Source organism: Beduini massiliensis (assembly GCF_000829905.1).
GTDB lineage: Bacteria > Bacillota_I > Bacilli_A > Erysipelotrichales > Coprobacillaceae > Beduini > Beduini massiliensis.
Window position 1 is genome coordinate 291,196 of record NZ_CDPP01000005.1, and the last position, 20,271, is coordinate 311,466.

The 20,271-nt window shown below is 37.0% G+C and carries 22 protein-coding genes, 1 riboswitch and 2 other annotated features; of the genes, 5 read left to right on the top strand and 17 right to left on the bottom strand.

Going from position 1 to position 20,271, the window contains the following annotated elements; genetic code table 11:
- The first annotated feature begins 63 nt into the window (after positions 1 to 63).
- On the top strand, positions 64 to 540 hold the full coding sequence (locus tag BN1225_RS08145) for a putative ABC transporter permease (protein WP_041139312.1): 477 nt from the start codon (positions 64 to 66) through the stop codon (positions 538 to 540).
- 18 nt (positions 541 to 558) lie between these two features.
- Here the strand turns inward: BN1225_RS08145 and BN1225_RS08150 are convergent, their stop codons facing one another.
- From BN1225_RS08150 to BN1225_RS08200, 11 genes are all read right to left on the bottom strand, one after another.
- Positions 559 to 1,371, bottom strand: coding sequence for an alpha/beta hydrolase (locus BN1225_RS08150; RefSeq protein ID WP_052466490.1), 813 nt, complete (start codon positions 1,369 to 1,371; stop codon positions 559 to 561).
- 9 nt (positions 1,372 to 1,380) lie between these two features.
- A complete protein-coding gene (gene pepD, locus BN1225_RS08155) occupies positions 1,381 to 2,817 on the bottom strand; it encodes a beta-Ala-His dipeptidase (protein ID WP_041139313.1) in 1,437 nt (478 codons plus the stop codon).
- 89 nt (positions 2,818 to 2,906) lie between these two features.
- Positions 2,907 to 3,419 carry a hypothetical protein gene (locus tag BN1225_RS08160; protein WP_041139314.1) on the bottom strand — a complete coding sequence of 171 codons (513 nt, stop codon included), beginning with the start codon at positions 3,417 to 3,419 and terminating at the stop codon, positions 2,907 to 2,909.
- Positions 3,420 to 4,718 (bottom strand): pyrimidine-nucleoside phosphorylase, encoded by a 1,299-nt coding sequence (locus BN1225_RS08165; protein ID WP_041139315.1) that lies wholly within the window; start codon positions 4,716 to 4,718, stop codon positions 3,420 to 3,422. It lies immediately after the preceding gene.
- A gap of 20 nt (positions 4,719 to 4,738) precedes the next feature.
- Positions 4,739 to 5,692 (bottom strand): methionyl-tRNA formyltransferase, encoded by a 954-nt coding sequence (fmt, locus tag BN1225_RS08170; RefSeq protein ID WP_041139316.1) that lies wholly within the window; start codon positions 5,690 to 5,692, stop codon positions 4,739 to 4,741.
- Positions 5,693 to 5,779: 87 nt separating this feature from the next.
- Positions 5,780 to 6,259, bottom strand: coding sequence for a GNAT family N-acetyltransferase (locus BN1225_RS08175; protein WP_041139317.1), 480 nt, complete (start codon positions 6,257 to 6,259; stop codon positions 5,780 to 5,782).
- A 1-nt stretch (position 6,260) separates the two neighbouring features.
- Positions 6,261 to 6,725, bottom strand: coding sequence for an NUDIX hydrolase (locus BN1225_RS08180; RefSeq protein WP_041139318.1), 465 nt, complete (start codon positions 6,723 to 6,725; stop codon positions 6,261 to 6,263).
- A gap of 49 nt (positions 6,726 to 6,774) precedes the next feature.
- Positions 6,775 to 8,490 (bottom strand): proline--tRNA ligase, encoded by a 1,716-nt coding sequence (locus BN1225_RS08185; RefSeq protein WP_041139319.1) that lies wholly within the window; start codon positions 8,488 to 8,490, stop codon positions 6,775 to 6,777.
- Between the two features lie 37 nt (positions 8,491 to 8,527).
- Positions 8,528 to 8,693 (bottom strand) — a binding site (T-box leader).
- 34 nt (positions 8,694 to 8,727) lie between these two features.
- Positions 8,728 to 9,912: a C39 family peptidase gene (locus tag BN1225_RS14110; protein WP_052466492.1), complete on the bottom strand. Its 1,185-nt coding sequence runs from the start codon at positions 9,910 to 9,912 to the stop codon at positions 8,728 to 8,730.
- Between the two features lie 78 nt (positions 9,913 to 9,990).
- Entirely contained in the window at positions 9,991 to 10,794 is an 804-nt protein-coding gene (locus BN1225_RS08195; protein WP_041139320.1) for a folate family ECF transporter S component, read from the bottom strand.
- Between the two features lie 111 nt (positions 10,795 to 10,905).
- On the bottom strand, positions 10,906 to 12,141 hold the full coding sequence (locus tag BN1225_RS08200) for a bifunctional folylpolyglutamate synthase/dihydrofolate synthase (RefSeq protein ID WP_041139321.1): 1,236 nt from the start codon (positions 12,139 to 12,141) through the stop codon (positions 10,906 to 10,908).
- Between the two features lie 135 nt (positions 12,142 to 12,276).
- Positions 12,277 to 12,524: a binding site (T-box leader), on the top strand.
- A 47-nt stretch (positions 12,525 to 12,571) separates the two neighbouring features.
- Here BN1225_RS08200 and aroF point away from each other — a divergent pair.
- Together aroF and BN1225_RS08210 are read left to right on the top strand one after the other, a co-directional pair.
- Positions 12,572 to 13,585: a 3-deoxy-7-phosphoheptulonate synthase gene (aroF, locus tag BN1225_RS08205; RefSeq protein ID WP_041139322.1), complete on the top strand. Its 1,014-nt coding sequence runs from the start codon at positions 12,572 to 12,574 to the stop codon at positions 13,583 to 13,585.
- Between the two features lie 309 nt (positions 13,586 to 13,894).
- Positions 13,895 to 15,094, top strand: a complete 1,200-nt coding sequence (locus BN1225_RS08210; RefSeq protein WP_041139323.1) for an MFS transporter — start codon at positions 13,895 to 13,897, stop codon at positions 15,092 to 15,094.
- Positions 15,095 to 15,117: 23 nt separating this feature from the next.
- On the opposite strand, the gene BN1225_RS08215 is transcribed toward BN1225_RS08210, so the two are convergent.
- From BN1225_RS08215 to BN1225_RS08225, 3 genes are all read right to left on the bottom strand, one after another.
- Entirely contained in the window at positions 15,118 to 15,531 is a 414-nt protein-coding gene (locus BN1225_RS08215; RefSeq protein WP_041139324.1) for an MmcQ/YjbR family DNA-binding protein, read from the bottom strand.
- Positions 15,531 to 16,094, bottom strand: coding sequence for a CDP-alcohol phosphatidyltransferase family protein (locus BN1225_RS08220; protein WP_041139325.1), 564 nt, complete (start codon positions 16,092 to 16,094; stop codon positions 15,531 to 15,533). Before BN1225_RS08220 ends, BN1225_RS08215 begins: the two co-directional genes overlap by 1 nt.
- A gap of 117 nt (positions 16,095 to 16,211) precedes the next feature.
- Positions 16,212 to 17,060 carry a YitT family protein gene (locus tag BN1225_RS08225; protein ID WP_041139326.1) on the bottom strand — a complete coding sequence of 283 codons (849 nt, stop codon included), beginning with the start codon at positions 17,058 to 17,060 and terminating at the stop codon, positions 16,212 to 16,214.
- A gap of 85 nt (positions 17,061 to 17,145) precedes the next feature.
- Between BN1225_RS08225 and BN1225_RS08230 the strand changes: the two genes are divergently transcribed.
- Complete coding sequence (locus tag BN1225_RS08230) at positions 17,146 to 17,793, top strand: Crp/Fnr family transcriptional regulator (RefSeq protein ID WP_041139327.1); 648 nt, start codon at positions 17,146 to 17,148, stop codon at positions 17,791 to 17,793.
- 21 nt (positions 17,794 to 17,814) lie between these two features.
- Here the strand turns inward: BN1225_RS08230 and BN1225_RS08235 are convergent, their stop codons facing one another.
- The 3 genes from BN1225_RS08235 to BN1225_RS08245 all read right to left on the bottom strand — a co-directional run bounded on the left by BN1225_RS08235 (position 17,815) and on the right by BN1225_RS08245 (position 19,178).
- Positions 17,815 to 18,180 carry a hypothetical protein gene (locus tag BN1225_RS08235; protein ID WP_041139328.1) on the bottom strand — a complete coding sequence of 122 codons (366 nt, stop codon included), beginning with the start codon at positions 18,178 to 18,180 and terminating at the stop codon, positions 17,815 to 17,817.
- Positions 18,181 to 18,194: 14 nt separating this feature from the next.
- The gene (locus BN1225_RS08240; RefSeq protein ID WP_041139329.1) at positions 18,195 to 18,419 is read right to left on the bottom strand and encodes a PF20097 family protein; all 225 of its coding nucleotides are present in this window, start codon (positions 18,417 to 18,419) and stop codon (positions 18,195 to 18,197) included.
- Positions 18,420 to 18,596: 177 nt separating this feature from the next.
- Positions 18,597 to 19,178, bottom strand: a complete 582-nt coding sequence (locus BN1225_RS08245; protein ID WP_041139330.1) for a sugar O-acetyltransferase — start codon at positions 19,176 to 19,178, stop codon at positions 18,597 to 18,599.
- A gap of 154 nt (positions 19,179 to 19,332) precedes the next feature.
- Here BN1225_RS08245 and BN1225_RS08250 point away from each other — a divergent pair, with 154 nt between their 5' ends.
- Positions 19,333 to 20,103, top strand: a complete 771-nt coding sequence (locus BN1225_RS08250; RefSeq protein ID WP_052466493.1) for a sulfite exporter TauE/SafE family protein — start codon at positions 19,333 to 19,335, stop codon at positions 20,101 to 20,103.
- A 74-nt stretch (positions 20,104 to 20,177) separates the two neighbouring features.
- Positions 20,178 to 20,264: riboswitch (NiCo riboswitch) on the top strand.
- Positions 20,265 to 20,271: the final 7 nt, after the last annotated feature.

The window sequence follows — 20,271 nt, forward strand, 5'->3', positions numbered from 1 at the left end:
TTATAGCATTATTTTACGCATAAAAAACAGGAAATTTCATAAAAATAACTATAGGAGGTCATTATGGTAAAATTTGCTATTTATACATTTCTTGGTTTTTGGATGGAATCTATCTATGTATCCATTTATAAAAAAGAAATCTACTTTTCCGGCTTATTGAAAGGACCCTTTATACCGCTTTATGGCTTTGGTGCGACCATCATCTTAGGGATTGCTCCTTTTGCTCATAATAATTTTGATATCTTCTTTTATTCCATGATTGCATGCACATTTATCGAGTATTTAACTCACTTCTTTTTACAATACGATACTCAGATTCAGATATGGGATTATACGGTCTTTAAACAGCGTTTTTCAAATCGTATCTGTATGTTTTATTCATTAATTTGGGGTGTCTTAGGAATCCTGTTAGTCAATATTATCGATCCTTTTATCACCCAATGTTTAAGTATTTTCCATCCTACTTTATTAAATGTAATCGCTTTTATTTATGTAATGTACATCTTATATCAGTTTTACAACCGTCATTTTCAACATTAAAAAGGGCATCATGCCCTTTTAAAATGGTCGGTTAATATAATACTGCAGATGTCCTTTAATCCAGACAAACGCTTGTTCTTCTTTATATTTAGTCATAATGACACGAGAAGCACTAAAATATTTTTCCATAAAGGCATGCGGTGCCTTTTTCACTGTTTTCACATGTGTTTCTACACAGTTTTTAATCAACTGGTTAGCGTATGCCAATCCTTCGTGTTTTAATCCGTCATATTCCGCTAATACGATCACGGCCGGTGGCATTTGCTGTAATTGTTCGTCGCTTGCTTTAAGCGGGGAAATGAGCGGACAAGCAGGATCTTGATCTCCGGCATATCTTTCTTTAAACATTTCCATGAATTTAGGACCGATTGATCCCGATAACTGTTCTTTTTCATAAGAGTTGCTTACTAAATCTAAATATGGGTAATCCATAATTTGCAGACACACTTTGAAAGCTTGGGTTTCATTCACTTTCAAACAGACCGCTGTCGCTAAATTAGCACCGGCACTATGTCCGAACGTAATAAATTTATTCGGATTCACTTGGTATTCATCGGCGTGTTGGTAAAAGTAAAGCATTGTTTCATAAACTTCATTTAATTGTGTCGGATAAGGGGCCTCTGTTGTTAATGTGTACTCAATAGATGCCACATTGACATCTAATTCATTACGCAAACGATGGCACATAATGGCATCACTGGTAGCACTCCCAAACATGAAACCTCCCCCATGCATTTCAAAGATAACCGGGCGATTGGGATTTTTGGCTTTATAATATAATACCTCAACGTGATGTTGGTCCACAGGTATACTCAATTTTTGATAATACATACGTTCCTCCTATAATTTTTTCAATAACGCTTTCAAGACTTCAAACATTTTTTCAAATGATGCCAGATTCATTTTTTCATCTGGGGTGTGAGCCCCTTCGCAGTGAGGTCCCATTGTCACGATATCAAGTTCAGGAATCAATCCTTTTAAAATACCGGTTTCTAAACCTCCGTGGCTGGCTAAAGTGACCATTTCCGCATTTAATTCTTCTTTGACAACTTCTTTAAAGATGGCACGCATTTCTGATTTTTCTTCATAGTTCCATCCCGGATAATCTGCCATATTTTCAACGCTTGCACCTAACAACGTTGATAGCACTTCAATTTCATGAGATAATTCTTCTTTTGCACTCTTGATTGGACTGCGAATTGAAAAATAACACTTCAACGCATCTTCTTCGATAGCTAACACACCGAGATTCAAAGAAACTGTTGTCAGACCTTCGATTACCATGCTTTTGGCTTTAAATCCATTAGGAAGCAGATAGACTAAAGCAATTGCTTCTTTTGAACTTTTTTCATCATAGCAATAGTCCGCTGTTGCAGAAAGTTGTTTTAAAGTAAAATGAAATTCGGGATCACTAAATTCCAATTCTGTTTTAATCTGTTTTTCTGTTTCTTTTAACATTTTATCCATCATCTTAATAGAGGTGTCACACGTGAATGTCACCACACACTCACGAGGAATTGCATTTTCTTTTAACCCACCAACGACATCAACTAAGCCAACAGAAAACTGCTCACTTAAATTCTGAAGCATTCTAAACGCTAATTTGTTGGCATTTCCGCGTTCCTTATTAATATTCCCACCAGAATGTCCACCTAAAAGTCCGCCAATCGCTAATTCAAATGTAGGGTTGGTGTTTTTAACTTTATTCAATGGTTTCGTTACGATTGTACGACGTCCGCCTGATGAGGATACACAAGTAACCACTTCTCCGCCGGTATCCATTCCAATCATGCGTTTTACTGGTAAATCTTCTGCTTTTAAATGACTGGCTCCAAATAGCCCCACTTCTTCTTGAACGGTAAATACGCAAACTAAAGGCGGATGAGCTATCGTCTCACTTTCTAACACCGCTAACATATAACTGACTGCATAACCATCATCAGCACCTAAAGTGGTGCCTTTTGCTTTCAGCCACCCGTCTTCTACGTATAACGCTAAAGGATCATGATCGAAATCATGGTCACAGTCATTGTTTTTTTCGCATACCATATCGATATGTCCTTGCAGCATCACTGCCGGATGATCTTCATAGCCCTGTGTCCCTTGTTTATACATGATGACATTCCCCATATCATCCTGCTTATATTCAAGCTGATGTTTTAAGGCAAACTGAACTAAATAATTGCTTAACTGCTGTTCATGATAAGAACCATGAGGAATTCGGCTGATTTCCTCAAAATATTTTAATATAGGTTGATTATGATCTAACACATTCATCTTATGACCTCCCTTGTCTGATGACATTATAGCATAACTTTTTATAAAGTTTATGATTTTACATAAAAGAAAAACAGTCCTGTGACTGTTTAACGATCTAACTCTTCAAATGGAATGCTCATTAATAAAGGATAAGCGGCTTCCTCATCTTTAATACGGATACTCAATTCTCTTTTACCACTGTCTTTTTCTTTAAAAGTGATGGTATATTCGTAATATCCATCTTCATGATCTCTGAATGAGCGAATGATCTCCCCAAAATGAATGAGATTTTGTTTATAATACACCGATTTTTGGTTAAAATAGATTCCCCCGATCGTATAATCCAAAATAACGTAATAAAGGGCAACCGGCAAAATCACTGCAATCGCATTAAATGTATAAAGATCTAAAGCCAAAATACAATAAAGACGATAAGCAACATAGACAATATTTGCTGTCACAATAGCAATATAAAGAATTTTTTTAGTGTTGGAAAAGGAGTAATAACGTTTCCATCTTGGCATTTTCTTTTTAATGCGATTCATCTTAAACGTTTTCCAGCCTAAGTCAAAAATCATCGCAGCATATAAAAATAAATCAATTACATCATAAAGTGTCAATTAAATCACCTGCTCAATCAATATAGGTCTTTTTGTTTTTTTCAAAGAGATCACATAACTCTTTATCACCATATTTTCTAACTCTAAAATATCTTTATGATTTGAATAAATATAAAGCAGCGGCTCCCCAAGCTCAACGGCATCGCCGATTTTTTTGTTTAATACTAATCCGACTCCATGATCAATCGTATCTGCTTTTGTTTGTCTTCCGCCGCCAAGCATCATGCAGACTTCTCCTAAAACGAGTGAATCCATATCCTGCACAAACCCGCTTTTAGGACTAAGTACAGCAATTTTATATGGTGCTAACGGGAATTTTTGAGGATCATCGATATAGCTTGTATCCCCATGCTGATAAGCCACCATTTCTTTTAATTTATTAAGTGCTTGTCCGTTTTCAATCTGTTTTAATAATGTTTCTTTTCCTTCTTCGATCGTTGTGGCAAGCTTCGCTTGAACAAGCATATGACTACCCGCATTCAGACATAATTCAAGTAAATCTTTTGGTCCTTGCCCCTTTAAACACTGGATTGCTTCGATCACTTCTAAGCTGTTTCCAATCGCATTTCCTAAAGGTTCGTTCATATTGGAAATCATTGCTTTTGTATTTTTATTAAAGGATTGCCCAATCTTTATCATACAGCGTGCTAATTTTTCTGCATCACTGACATTTTTCATAAACGCCCCTTTCCCATATTTAACATCTAATAAAATAGTATCGGCACCACTGGCCAATTTTTTAGACATGATGGAAGAGGCAATCAGTCCAATTGATTCAACAGTTCCTGTTACATCACGCAATGCATACATTTTTTTATCCGCCACAACCAAATCTTGATTCTGACCAACGATGGCAAGCCCGATTTCTTCTACTTGACGATGGAAATCTTCAATGCTGACTTCTATTGTAAAGCCGGGTATCGATTCTAATTTATCAAGCGTTCCACCTGTATGACCTAACCCACGTCCGGACATTTTAGCAACCTTGGCATTACAACTGGCAACTAAGGGTCCTAAAACAAGGGAAGTTTTATCTCCTACGCCGCCGGTCGAATGTTTATCTACCTTTATACCACGGATGCTGCTTAGATCAATGATTTCTCCGCTGTGAATCATTGCTTCTGTCAGATAATACAGTTCTTCCTCATCTAAACCTTGAAAGCATACCGCCATCAAAAAGGCACTCATCTGATAATCAGGTATGGATTCATCACAATAGCCTTTTATAATAAAATCGATTTCTGCTTTGGTTAGCTTTTCACCTAATCTTTTTTTATTGATTAAATCGACCATTCGCATCTTCGATTCCCCCTTCTTTATTATTCAAAACATTCACCCACTACAAAAGGATGATGTCCATTCATTAAATCTTTAACCGGCATTCTTCTTTTTCCTTCTAATTGTATTTCTGTAAGAAGATAAACACCGTCTTCTACTTTAACACCTATTGCATCTTTAAACAGTTTAACGATTGTTCCGTTTTTCTCGTGTCCATGATGTTTCATAGCATTTTCACAAACATGTGTTTTTCCAGCCCAAAGTTTCACTGTTTTGCCTTGATACGTGGTATATGCTCCCGGCCATGGATTTAACCCGCGAATCTTGCAGTCCACTAAAAAAGCGGTAGTCATAAAATCAACATGTTCTTGTTCATGCTGAATAATCGGTGCATAAGTGACTTGTGAGTCATCTTGGACAATGCGCGGATTAGTTCCCGCTAAAATCGAAGGCAGTACTTCTATCAGTAAATTTGCCCCAACATGGCTTAAACGATCATATAAGCTTCCCACTGTATCCTCTGCATAAATTGGCTCTTGGATAGATGCAATCATATCTCCGGCATCCATCTTTTTTACCATATACATAATAGTGACCCCTGTATGGTCATTGCCATCTATAATTGCTTGATGTACAGGTGCCCCGCCACGATATTTTGGCAGCAATGACGCATGCACATTCACACACCCTAATCTTGGGGCATCTAAAACTGCCTGCGGTATAAGCTGCCCATAAGCTGCCGTTATAATTAAATCTGCGTTTGCATCAATGATTCGCTGATAATCTTCCTTAATACGATTAGGCTGAAAAACAGGAATTCCATGTGCCAATGCGACCTCTTTTACTTCAGGCATTTTCACTTCTTTTTTTCTTCCTACTTTTCGATCCGGCTGTGTAACAACAAGCACTATATTATACTTCTTTTCAATTAGTTTTTCTAAAACCGCCTGTGAAAAGGTGGCGGTTCCCATAAAGATAATTCGACTATTTTCCATTTTAACACCTCCTTAAAATTATAACATAATTTTATGATGTACTCTATCTATTTGATTATCGGATAAATAAAAAGCATCCTCAGATGCTTAAAACAGATAATGATAAACACAAACCGGCTGATCACTTTCTTCATCGATCATAAAATGAAGAGTAAACCCACACTTCTCCATCACTTTGCATGAACCTATATTTTCCTTATAAATATAAGAAACAATTTCTTTTACCGGGAGTGCTGCGGCTGTTTCTATCAGCATTTTTAATGCTTCACTGCTGTAGCCTCCGTTCCAGTACTTTTCATAGCTCATTATCGTTAATGTGTAACTGCATTTTTGTGCATCAACGAGAGTTAAACTGATATAACCGATAAATTCCCCATTCTCTTTATGCATCATCGCATAGGCATAATTTTCATTCTTTAAATACAAAGCTAACAATTTCTTTGTTTCCTCGATTGACTCATGTTTGCCATGACGCATGTATTTAGCTATCTTCTCATCATGATACAATGCATAAAGATGATCCAAATCATCGGCTGTTATTTTTCTTAAATGAATTCTTTCTTCCATCTTACTTCTCCTTGGTAAATCCATATTCATTATAATAAACGTTATCGAGATGATTCTTAATTGCCTGACGGCGATCATCAATGAAATTATCCGGTAATGCGTCAATAGGAAACCATTTTATTTCCGAACATTTTTCCGGTTCATTGACATGAGGAACGCCGAGATATTTTTCTGTATAGAAATAAAAATTAAAATAACTCGTTTCATCCTTCACTAAATTTTTGTGAACGACCGAACTAAACTGTAAATCTTCTTTTGCAATATCGATTCCCAGTTCTTCTTTGGCTTCGCGAATCATCGCTGCTTTAGCGGACTCGTCTTTTTCGATGTGACCACTGGCGGCAAAATCATAATAGCCATCCATATAGCCGGTATTTCGTCTTTTCTGCAACAGTATTTCTAATTTTCCTTCATTCCATCTGCCAAGAATTAACATACTTGCCGAAGGTGTTTTAAATCTTTCCATTCTCTCACCACCCAAATCTTGTTTTATTATCTGCGAACACTTTTTAAAACTAACCCTCCAGCAGATCACTAGCTGACCTGTCATTTTCACAATAACAAACCACTTCATCAATATCAATATAATGTAAATCTTGTTCATGACGTGCTTTTATTTCAACTTGATGTTCCGTAATGCTTTTTCCTACTGTGATTCTCAATGGAATTCCTAGCAAATCCGCATCATTAAACTTCACTCCGGCACGTTCATTACGGTCATCCAATAAAACTTCTATATTTGCTTTTTTCAACTGAGTATATAGGTCTTCCGCAATCTTTATTTGTTGTTTATCTTTCATATTCATAATCAAAATCATCACTTGATAAGGGGCAACGTTTTTAGGCCAGATAATCCCTTTATCATCATGGTGCTGTTCAATAATCGAAGCCAGTACTCGGCTGACCCCAATGCCATAACATCCCATTACGAATGGCTGAGCTTTTCCATTTTCATCTAAGAACGATGCATTCATTGCTTTTGAGTATTTTGTTCCCAGTTTAAATATATGTCCGACTTCTGTTCCCCTCGAAATTTCTAAAGGTGCTTGACAATGCGGACAGAGGTCCTTGGCTTGAACTAAGCGAAAATCACCAATTTCACCGCTAAAATCACGACTATAATTCACATTTTTATAATGCTTATCATTCTGATTGGCACCCACGATCATATTGGCAAGCCCAGCTGCTTCTTCATCAACCAATAAATGATCCACATTAAGACCAATAGGTCCGGCAAATCCTATTTTAGCGTGTGTACAAGCTTCTAATGTCATTTCATCTGCCAAAACAATATCTTCAGTCAGATTCAAGAAATTTTTGACTTTAACGTCATTGACTTCTCTATCCCCTCTCACCATCACAGCTATAGTTTGCTGATCGGCTGTATAGATTAATGTTTTAGCGGTTTGTTTCGCATCAACGTTAAAAAATGCGGCAACCTCTTCAATCGTATGCACCTTAGGTGTAAATACCTCCGTCAGCTCTAACCAATCCGTATTTGTTCTGGTTTCCAGATAAGAAGTTGCTTTTTCAATATTAGCCGTATAATGACAGCAAGGACAATGAACGATATCATCTTCTCCAACGACAGAAGGGACCATGAATTCCATTGAATTGCTTCCGCCAATACTTCCTGAATCTGCCTCAACGCCGATTGCTTTAAGACCACAACGGCTAAAAATACGCTGATAGGTCTCTTTCATAATATTAAAAGAAAGGTCTAATCCTGCTTGATCTTTATCAAAGCTGTAAGCATCTTTCATTAGAAATTCACGTGAACGCATCATCCCATAGCGAGGTCTGATTTCATCACGATACTTCGTTTGAATCTGATATAAATTGATTGGCAGCTGTTTATAAGATTTGATTTCTTGTCTGGCTATGGCAGTGAATACTTCCTCATGTGTAGGTCCTAAACAAAATTCATGATTATTTCTGTCTTTCAAACGCATTAGTTCGGGTCCATATGCCTGATAACGTCCTGATTCCTCCCAAAGTTCACTGGGTATCAAAGCAGAGGCTAAGATTTCCTGAGCACCGGCATCGTTCATTTCTGTGCGAATGATGTGCTCAATTTGACGTAAGGCTTTTAACCCTAAAGGCAGATAATTATAAACTCCTGATGCCATCTTTCTGATTAATCCGGCTTTCAGCATCAAACGATGACTTTCAATCTCAACATCGCCACTAACTTCTCTAAGGGTAGGCATTAACATGTTCGACATTTTCATTTTTTCTTTCCTCCATTCTAATAAAAAAATTCGCCCCTCATAGGGCGAATGATCGCGGTACCACCTAATTTTATCACTTCATTGATAACGGAGTTTCCTCCGGCATAAAGCAACTCAAAAGCAGGTTCAAAACAAATATTAGCTTTCAGCCAAGGCTAATTCTCTGTCAGTTTGTTTCTACTATTCTTTCTCATCGTTTTTAATTATTCTATAGAACTTCTTGGTTTTTGTCAACTCTTATAAGATCGCAACACCAAAATTCTGTACTTCATAGATTGCACCGAATGTGGCAATATCAACAGTTTCATTTTTCTTTGTTACCGGATCATTATAGTAAATGATACCTAAATCTTCATCTACCCCGGTCAAACAGACTGTATGTGTATTTCTAAAACCATTACCCCAATCAAACTCCTGCCATACAATCGGCTTAAAATAAGCAGTTGCCCAAACGACTACGGGATTTCCTGCCAACAATTGATCAATAACTCCGGCAGTTCCCGTGCCGCTGATATCCAGTGCTTTGCCATATTGGTTTGCCCAAGGTGTAAAGGCACTTGGGAAAATAGCCGGTAAAATATCATAGCGATGTTGGTCAAATACAGTCCCTACAAATCCATGGTGAGGGTTATTATCGGGTGATTGAGGTGTCGTGGAAATAAATGAAACACAATCCATATCCGTGACATATCCTTTATAGCGAAGGGCCATATATAAAGATACCGATTCACATCCAACCGGTGCTCCTAAAGCAAACTGATTATAATAAGGAACGTCCATTAATACTGAGCGTTTCTTTTCCGTCAGATGCGTGACAAAGTGTTGTGAACCATCTTCGTTATTGACAATTTCACTGCTAGCTTCCTGATTTTCATTAACTAAAATACAGGTTACCGGAACCTCTAATACCGTTTCATTTTGTGCTATGTCTTTGCTTATCACGCTAAGCATGTAAGTCCCTTCTGTCTGATAATCGACTTGACTGTCATCAAAAATTACAGGTTCTAATTCATTTAAATCTTGAACATTAAAATAAAGGCCATAATCCAGTGAAGTTCCTAACGGAATTTCAATACTGCTTAACCCGCTTAACTCAGGGGCAGTTGTATCCTTAACTTCTATGGTAAAATTGACGGTTTCTTTTAAATAAGTAATCGTTCCTTCATAACTTCCAGTCATTGCATACGTTTTATCCCCTTTAGTGATGAAACGCTCTTCCGGAATCGAAAGTGTTAAGACGATTTCCTCTTTTTCCTTATCCCCCACTTTATCCAATTCTAAGAAAGTGTCTAAATCTTTTGAAATCTGCTCTCCCAATTCATAAGTGAAGACCTCCTGTTTCAAAATAAGCGTTGGCTTTTTTTCACAGCCGACCAATAAGATTCCCCAAATAATTATGATTAGGATTCCATATTTTTTCATCGTTCATTCCCCTTTACTTCTAACATCATATCATAAAGTATAAAAAAATCAGAGATATTTTTATATCTCTGAAAGAATCTATTTCACGATCCGTTTGATCAACTCAAAACAGCTATAGCCAATAAAGATGCTAAGCGGCACCATGATGCAGGCTTTTAATATACGAATCAGCAAGGAAGCGATCCAAGGAATGCCATACATCGTTTGCAGCCAAAACGGTGTTAACAGAAAATTTATAAAAACTTCTAAAATCACAACGATGACCATCCAGTTCAATAAGTCGAGCTGTGACGATACATCTAGTTTTTTTCGAAGATATTGACATATTAATATCATCAGGAAACTGACGCCCACACAAAGGAGTACGGTTCCGATTTTGATCGATGAAGTTATTGTTATGATCTCTTTTGATACGGTAATACTGTTGAGCGTACAAACATAAACAGAGGCTCCGACCGATAATAACAGCATTCCGATGTATAGTCCATAGACAATTTGCTTTTCACTAAAATAACGCTGATGCTTCATCCAAATTGCCGGAATCAATGGTCTTAAAACAGAATTTAGTGTAAAGCCTAAAAACGGAAAACCGTTTGGAGCAATGACCAGACCAATCACATCAACTGCCAGTCCGATTAAAAAAGCATAACTGGGGCCTAAAAGCATACCGCCAATCACCAAAGGCAGAGTTTCAAAGCCAATTTGCAGACTTGGGAAACCAAACAATGGAATCATCAGTGAAAAACGCTTCAACACAACAGCCAATACAACGAAGATGGCTGCTAAGCTGATTTTTTTAGTATCCGCTTTAAACGGATCGGTTTTAAATACAAAAAATCCAATAATCAATAAAATAATAAACACAATAATTTGTACAAACATACATTTTTTGCTACTTTGAAAAAATGTGTCGATTCCTGCTTCAACGTGTTGCTACTCCACAGGCGTTAATTCCGATATTTGCATACCGTACATTCTTTTCAATCTAGGTTCTTATGAACCAGTAGACTCCCCTTTCTCTAATAAATATTTTCTTACGCGAGTAATGAAATATAAAGATCCGGTAATGAGCAAAGTGCCTTGATGGTTTAAGCCTTCATCAACGGCATGCTGCCAATCTTCATCCACTTGAACAGGAAAATCTTCTGCCAGCTTCTTTGCGGTCTGACTGCGATAAAACTCAAATTCAGTAACCACGATATCATCAGTCAAAGTTAAAAGAAGCGTCATCATTTCATGAGTCGATTTATCTTTTAAAGCAGTAAAAATAACTTTGATGTCTTTGAATTGTTTCGCAGCATCAACGAAAGCCTGAATCCCATCATTGTTATGTGCTCCATCAATAATAACTAATGGATTCTCACGCATGACTTCAAATCGTCCCTTCCATGCTGCTTTTTTCATTCCTCTGACCATCGCCTCATCACTGATTCGCACTCCTTTGCGCGTCCTTAAATAAAACAATACCTCTAAGGCTAAAGCCGCGTTTTTAACTTGATAAGAAGCCAGTGTACTTAACTGAATAGAAAGACGATCAAACTTAAATGAAACAAAAGGATCTTGCTTGATTGATTTGACATTTCTTACCTGAATCAACTGAGAATGATTCTTTTGACAAATCGATTTAAAAATATTTAGACACTCTTCTTTTTGTTCGCCGGTTATATAATCGATTCCCGGTTTGACAATCCCCGCTTTAGTACGGGCAATCTCTTCATAAGTATTACCTAAAAAGGCAATATGATCTAAACCGATATTTGTGTTGACGGCAACGAGCGGGGTTACAATATTTGTCGCATCCAGTTCTCCACCTAATCCCACTTCATAAATCGCATAATCAATATGATTTTCGATAAAATAAGTTATCGCAATAAACACTTCGATCTCAAATTTAGAGATTTCCGCCTTCATCCAGTCATCCATATAGCGATTCGCTAAAGTGACGATGAAATGATCTTCAATAAATCGATCATTGATGCGGATCTGATCCTGCGGTTTCTCTAAGAAAGGAGACGTAAACGTCCCAACAGTATAGCCTTGTTCCTGAAGGACACTGCGAATATAGTTCGTAGTACTTCCTTTTCCGTTTGTTCCGCCAATATGAATACAAGGAATCTGAAGTTGAGGATTCCCTATTTTTTCCATATATTGCTTAAAGTTATCTAACGCATAAACACGATCTTTTTGACTATCAATGAACGTATACACTTCTTCTACAGTGTTAAACATGCCGATTCCTCCTTACCGATCATCATATAACCTATATATTAACGCAATTAAGGTAGTTAGTAAAGAATTCAAAAAGTTTTTTGTAAATCATTGACATTTTCCCTGCTCAACATTATATTATACACATAGACATATATAAATACAGTGAAGAGAAAGAGTAAATATTTCTTTTAGGCATAGAGACTTCTTGGGTGGTGTAAAAGAAGGCAAAAGAACTATTGAATACATCTTGGAGTAGAACGCTGAAACAAGTAGGCGCAGCCGGGTACACCCGTTATCGTGTTAGAGTATGAACTAAGTGATTTAGCGTACTTGATAAGGTAAATATCGTGAGGTATTTATAAATAAAGGTGGTAACACGAAGCATCGCTCTCGTCCTTTTACAGGATGAGAGTTTTTTTATATATGTGAAAACGAAAGGAGAAAATATATGATTATTGTATTAAAACAAAAAACAAAACAAGAGGATATCGAAAGGATTCAAAGTTTAGTTCGTTCTAAAGGATTAGATCCCTACTTATCACAAGGAGTAGAAACCACAATCATCGGTCTGGTGGGTGACACGACACAAATTGATCCAAGAAGCTTAGAAGTGGATGAAGCTGTAGAAAGAGTCATGAAAGTCTCTGAACCTTATAAGAAAGCAAACCGTGCATTCCATCCAGATGATTCTATCATTGATGTCTCAGGTGTCAAAGTCGGAGGGGACCATTTAGCGGTTATTGCCGGTCCTTGTTCAATTGAATCTGAGGAACAAGTGATTGAAATTGCCAGAGCCGCCAAAGCCGCCGGTGCCAATATGCTTCGTGGCGGTGCTTTTAAACCTCGTACCAGCCCTTATGCGTTCCAAGGGATGGGATCCAGCGGATTGGATATCTTATATAAAGCCGGAAAAGAAGTCGGCATGCCGATTGTATCGGAATTAATGTCCGCTGATCATTTAGAGGAATTCGATGAAAAAGTAGACTTGATCCAAATCGGAGCAAGAAACATGCAGAACTTTGATTTATTGAAGCAGTTAGGAAAGACCAAAAGACCGATCTTATTAAAGAGAGGGTTATCGGCAACATTTGAAGAATGGATCATGTCCGCAGAATATATTATGGCAGCAGGGAATCCGAATGTCATTTTATGTGAACGAGGAATCCGAACCTTTGAATCGTATACAAGAAATACGTTAGACTTACAAGCGATACCGGTCGTAAAGAAATTGACTCATTTACCAATCATTATCGATCCAAGTCATGCCGGAGGAAAATGGTGGTTAGTCGAACCGATGGCAAGAGCGGCAGTGGCAGCGGGAGCCGATGGATTAATGATAGAGGTTCACAACAATCCGGAGAAAGCCTTATGTGACGGACCACAATCATTAAAGCCGGAGAAATTTGAAGCGGTTATCAAACAAGTGCGTGATATCGCTAAAATTATTGGCAAAACGGTTTAATAAATTGACAAGATGAAAAGATGATGCTAAGATTCCTATATCTATAGGAGTGATATATATGAGTTTTATATTAACAGATAAAATGAGAAGACGTATGGCTCTGTACAAAGGGGAAGATGAAACATTGTACAGAGCTTAAAAGATATTTATCTGCTTTTCATCATCAGAAATAAAAAAAGTGTAGAATCTACACTCTTTTCATGATGTATATAAATATTCTTTTAGCCCATATATTTCTATTCCCTGATCAAATTTGCAGAAAGGAGATTCTTTTCTGCTTTTTATATAGAATAGAAACGAGGTTATAAAATGAATCATTTAAAAAATTGGAAAAAGAATATTATACGTTTTCTTACTGCCCAAACAATTTCCTTACTGGGTTCTTCCATTGTTCAATATAGTATCATCTGGTATATTACAATTTCTACTTCCTCTGGAAGTATGCTGACGATTGCTACTGTTTGTGGTTTTCTTCCACAAGTCATCATTTCTCTTTTTGCAGGAGTCTGGATTGATCGTTATGATCGTAAAAAAATGATTATCCTCTCGGATTTAATGATTGCGATCATGACATTAATCTTAGCTGTGTCTTTTCTAAGCGGTTATAAAAATCTCTGGCTGTTGTTTATTGTACTGATTGTCCGTTCCTTTGGCACCGGTATTCAAACTCCCGCAGTCAATGCGATTATTCCGCAAATTGTTCCGAATGAACAGTTGATGCGAATAAACGGAATCAACAGTACCCTTTCTTCATTGATGATGTTTGTATCACCGGCGGTGAGTGGCGCTGTTTTATCGATTCTTTCTTTGGAAGCTACTTTATTTATTGATATTATCACCGCTATCGTGGGTATCGGAATTACTTTAACAATCAAGCTTCAGAGTTATCAAAGAAAAGACAAGATTGATAATTCTTATCTCAAGGAAATAAAGGAAGGATTTACTTATTTAAAAGAAAATCGCTTTATCAAACGTTTGCTGATGTTTCAGATTTTGATTTTATTTTTAATCAGTCCTTCTGCTTTCTTAACGCCGCTCATGGTTAATCGTACTTTCGGTCCTCAGGTATGGCGTTTGACAGCCAGTGAAATGACATACAGTTTAGGAATGGTCATTGGCGGTTTATTGTTCACGACATGGGGCGGATTTAAAAAGAAAATGAATACAACACTTTTAGCCGGCGGATTGTACGGAATGATTATGATCGGATTAGGCTTAGCTCCCTACTTTCTGCTTTATCTGCTTTTAAACATGACCATTGGGATTACCTCCCCATGCTATAATGCGCCAATCACTGTGACTATTCAAGAAAAGGTCGATGCCTCTATGCATGGACGCATCTTTAGTTTGATGCAGATTTCCACTTCCTGTGCATTACCGCTAGGAATGGTAATTTTTGGTCCTGTTGCTGATTATATAGCGATCCAATGGCTCTTGATCGGAGCCGGAAGTATTGTCTTGCTGTTATCACTTTATGTTTATTTATCCCACTATTTTGAGATAAACTAAAAAAGGATTTGAAAAAATCCTTTTTATTGTTCAAGCAGCATCTGCTGTTTCTTTTTAGAGAGCTTGCTGACTTGTATCAGATAAGATTTGTCAATCATTTCCTGCATTAGCTGACGGTTCGGATATATGTCCTCCCCACTTTGATGTCGATCCTTTTCCGGGATTTCATCAACATCAAACCATACTGTCGTATAAATCAATTTATTGCAGTAATATCCCGGCACGATAGCTTGATATTCCTGTTGGAGCATCTCACTATAAGCTGTGTCTGTTCTTACGGTCAACAAAATTTCCTGATTATCGTTAAAGCCAATGATGGCAAAAGGTTTCCCTTCTACAAAATAGCGCATCCAGCCCCATTCTTCTTTGAATGCCTTGGTTGTTCCGCGTTTTCCCATACAATAGGAATCGATCCATTGAATATCTGTTAATTTCATTATACTGTTCCTTTCCACATTTTATAGTATAAAACAGCGTACATTATGAATGAATATGTTAAAAATACACTGCAGACAACAATAAGTATATTAGCATAAGAGATAGGAATCATAGGCCAAAGCAATAAAATAATCATCACAACATAAAAAACAAAAGTTGAAACTTTGCCATACCACATAGCACCATCCAGCTTTTTATGCTGGCGCAGCATCAGCATTCCGGCAATTGCCATAAAACTTTCTTTGACCATAAAGATAGCCACTAAGACCCACATTAAAGAGTAGCGCGTCGCAAAACAAAAAACCAAAGCGCATTGTGTCAGTTTATCGGCAACCGGATCAATGAATTTCCCTAATTCGGTAATCATATTAAAACGGCGGGCAATTTTCCCATCAAAGAAATCGGTCAGCCCTGATACAACGATAATTCCCGCAGCATAATAATAATCATTGATTGTTTCTGCTTGATAATAGACCCAAACAAAAAGGGGAACCAGAATAATACGAAGATAACTAAGTAAGTTCGGTATCGAATACCAGTCCTGTCTTTTTATTTTCGCCATCTTTCCACCCCCAGATTGTAATGGTATTATTATTTACCCATACGAATGATACTATTATACCTCAAATAATAAAAAAAGGAAATGTATCTAATGGAAAAACACGACAACCTTGCAGTTTTAATCGAATCGCGCCTGTGTAAACCCTCTTCCGGATACTTCATGAACAGATGAAACGGTAATAAATGCTTTTTGATCTAATTGTAAAACTACAGACTTTAGCTTTTCTAATTTCTTTGTAGAAATAACACTGACAACCATTTTTGTCTGAGAACTCAAATAACCGTTTTCACTATGCAGCAAAGTAACTCCCGCATCTATTTGAGTTAAAATGGCTTGTTTGATTTCTTCATAACGCTCGCTGATTATAGAAACTTGGACCATGTTTTTTCCACTTGTCAATGTTTTGTCTACCATATACGTTGTCATAATGATAACGACAATACCATAGAGAATCTTCATAGTATCGGAAAAACTGATTTGAGAAGACAAGACCATCAGATCAAACAGATTTAAAGTAATAAAAACCGGAATCTTAAATTTATTGTTTAAAATTACTGAAATCACGTCTAATCCCCCGGTTGAAGCCCCAGCTTTTAGAACTAAACCGACTCCAATCCCCATGATACTTCCCCCTAGCACACTCGCTAATAATGTATCCTTACAATAATGATGCAATATTGCGGTATTTTCAAAAAAGTTTAAAAAGATTGGGAAAACGATGCTTGAAATAAGGGTTTTCATAACAAAAGCTTTTCCCACAAACAAAAAACCAATCGCAAATAAAATAACATTCATAATAGCGACGACAACGGCTATATCAATAGCTGTAAAATGATTAAATACGATTCCGATACCTGTCACCCCACCGGCAATAATATTATTTTCAATAACCAATGTACTTAGTGCAAAAGCTAACAGTAAATTCCCTAAAATAATCATTCCAAATGCTGTCATTTTTTCTTTCATTATCTCACCTCGAAGAAAAAAATAGCATACTTTCTTTTCTAAGAATGTAGCCTATGCTACAATGTGGGGAGAAAAGAGGAGAAATATGAAAAAAATTAAAATCCCCGAGACATTATTTACTTATTTTGAACAGGCAGGACAAAAACGTTATTACCGTAAAAATTCCATTATCTATATGCAGGAAGATCAAGCGACTGATCTTTATTTGATTACAAATGGTCGTGTCCGAGTCTATTCGCTGTTTAAAGACGGACGGGAAATGACGATTGAAATCATCGAAAAAGGACGTATCTTTGGTGATTCATCTTTCATCCAAGAAGCCACTCGTCCAGTTTCCGTAAGTGCTGTCAGTGATGTCGAATTGATTTCCTGTTCACTTGATGCCATGCTTCCATATCTTGCTTTGTCCCCCGAATTAACCAGACGGCTATTTCAGCTTCTGTCTGAAACCTGTCAGCATCTTTCCTCATTGTTGGATCGTTCTTATTTTTATGATCGCTACCAAAAAGTCGCCATCTTCCTTTTAGAACAAACCCGTTTTGCCAACAAAGATAAAGCCATTCGACAAAATGAATTGTGTTACAGTCATGAAGAAATTGCCGAGTGCGTTGGACTAAATCGAGTAACCGTCACTAAAATTTTAAATGAGTTTCAAGAAAACGGTTGGGTTTTACTCTCTTATAAAAAAGTAGTTATCCTAGAGCGAGATGGATTAGCGTCTCTCTTAAAATAAAAACAGAGATGATTCCTCTGTTTAAGCGTCTTTTGTAAAAACGATCGTCTCTGTAAATGCTTGCCCGCAATGCGGGCAAGTCACATGAATGACCGGATTTTCGTTATCATTAATCGTAGTATAGAGATGTTGTAAAAAGTTTAAATCAGAAACAAATAATTTTTCAATAATTTCCGGTGAAATATGATCCAATGTTCCTAATTGGATTATTACTTTTGAAAGAACTATAATCGGCATATAGCTTGGATTTGCTCTCACTTTTGGATGATTCATGGCATCTATTTCATCTTTCGCTGTCGCTAAGCGCATCTTTCCATGACAATGAAGGGTTTCATCTTGATCCACATATCCTTTAGGTAAATCAAATTCGTAGCAACTCTGTAACATGGCTAACCTCCTTTTCACTTATAATCAATGATTATTTTATGACAAGCGGGACAGCAATAAGCTTCCACATCATCGCCTCCGATAAAACGGTAGTGACCTAAAGCAATTTCCCCTTCTCCTATTTTCCAACGGCTCTCTATGATTGGCTTTTCTTTTTCTTCTCTCAGCCATTTAATTGCTTCGCCGCGTGTTTGTATATGCCCTTTTAAAAGCGGCTGCTGACAATACGGACACAGCATAACGATCCCTCCCTTTCTTATCTTTTCTATAGTTTTATTATAGCATATAAGTCTGTTCATCGTTATAAAATCTACCGTATTCCCCCAACGTTTCAACAAAAATAATGGAAATTTGTTTGGGTTGAAAGAGGGTAATGTCTCCTAATAAAAAAAGAAACAGATGATAGTTATCTGTCTCTATTTATATTTGTTGCGATCTTCTTCTGTTATAGAACGAATAACTTTACAAGGATTTCCTGCTGCCAATACACCGCTGGGAATATCTTTATTTACTACACTGCCAGCGCCAATCACAACATCATCACCAATCGTCACTCCCGGCAGTACAGTCACGTTAGCTCCAATCCAAACATTATTTCCAACCTTAATCGGATAAGCATATTCTAAGCCTTTATTGCGTTCTTCAATATTAAACGGATGTCCGGCTGTATAAAAGCCACAAAATGGAGCAATAAATACATTATCACCAAAAGTAACTTCTGCCCCATCTAAAATCGTACAGTAATAGTTAGCATAGAAGTTTTTTCCTACTGTAATATTATAGCCATAATCACATTTAAAGGGAGAATGAATCACAAGGTTCTCTCCTGCTTGCTTAAGTATTCTGCGAATCAACGCCTCTCTTTCTTCAAACATAGAGGGTTTTAACTGGTTATATTCATGGCAAAGATCTCGGCATACAATAGATTCTCTAATGAGTTCTTCATCATAGTTCGCATCATACAACATTCCTAATTTTGCTTTTTCTTTTTCTGTCATGTCTTTCTCCTTAATTCATATTAACAGGTCATTCTGTCTGTTTCATCATACAATAAATTCCTTTTCATTAAAATTGTTTTATATCAATTTGTCTTCTCCTACGCATAAATCACTCAACTTCGTAAACACTTATATTAATAAGGAGATGGTCAGAGTGCTTTATTTATTCATTGCTTTAACGGCTTCAATCATCGGTGCAATATCCGGTTTAGGGGGCGGCGTCATTATTAAACCGATCTTAGATGCCATCGGACACTATGATATTACAACCATTAATCTTCTTTCCTCTTTTACCGTTTTATCAATGGCTGTGGCTTCTACCATGCGGCATTATCAAGCAAAAACAGTTTTTGACCAAAGTATGACCCCGCTCTTAATTATCGGATCGATCGTTGGGGCTATGCTTGGCGATTCATTGTTGACAAAAACCATTGAGTATGCCCATTACCCTCAGCAAGTCAAACAGCTGCAAAACATTTTATTATTGATTTTGCTTAGCATCGTTCTTCTTTATATTAATTATTTTAATAAAAAATTTCAATTTCATATGAAACATCGTGGTTTTATTCTTTTCATCGGATTAAGTTTAGGCTTTATATCCACACTCCTAGGAATCGGCGGTGGTCCTATCAATATCATGGCACTGACTTTGTTTTTTGCATTGCCGGCCAAAGATGCGTCCATCAATTCTCTAATACTTATTTTATTTTCGCAGGCTTCCAAGATATTTAATGTCTTTTTAAATCACGATTTACTCAGCTATGATTTAAGCATGCTGTTATACATGATCCCCGGTGGAATTATCGGAGGTTTGCTTGGCTCTAAACTCAATCATCGGCTTTCTAGCCAGATGGTGAAAGCTGCTTTTAATCTGGTATTGTTGTTTACGATGATGACAACCCTTTATAATATTTGTATTTCCTGACATATCCCGGTCACCAATTTAATAAGATAGCATAGATTATATTAAGTATTATCTATTTGCACTGCATCATCCCTACAGTACAAACTGATCAAGCGCCGTTTAACGGTAGCCGGGCTATCGAAGATAGCAGCAAATCTCTTATGAGCATTTGCGGGACAGACGTATGTT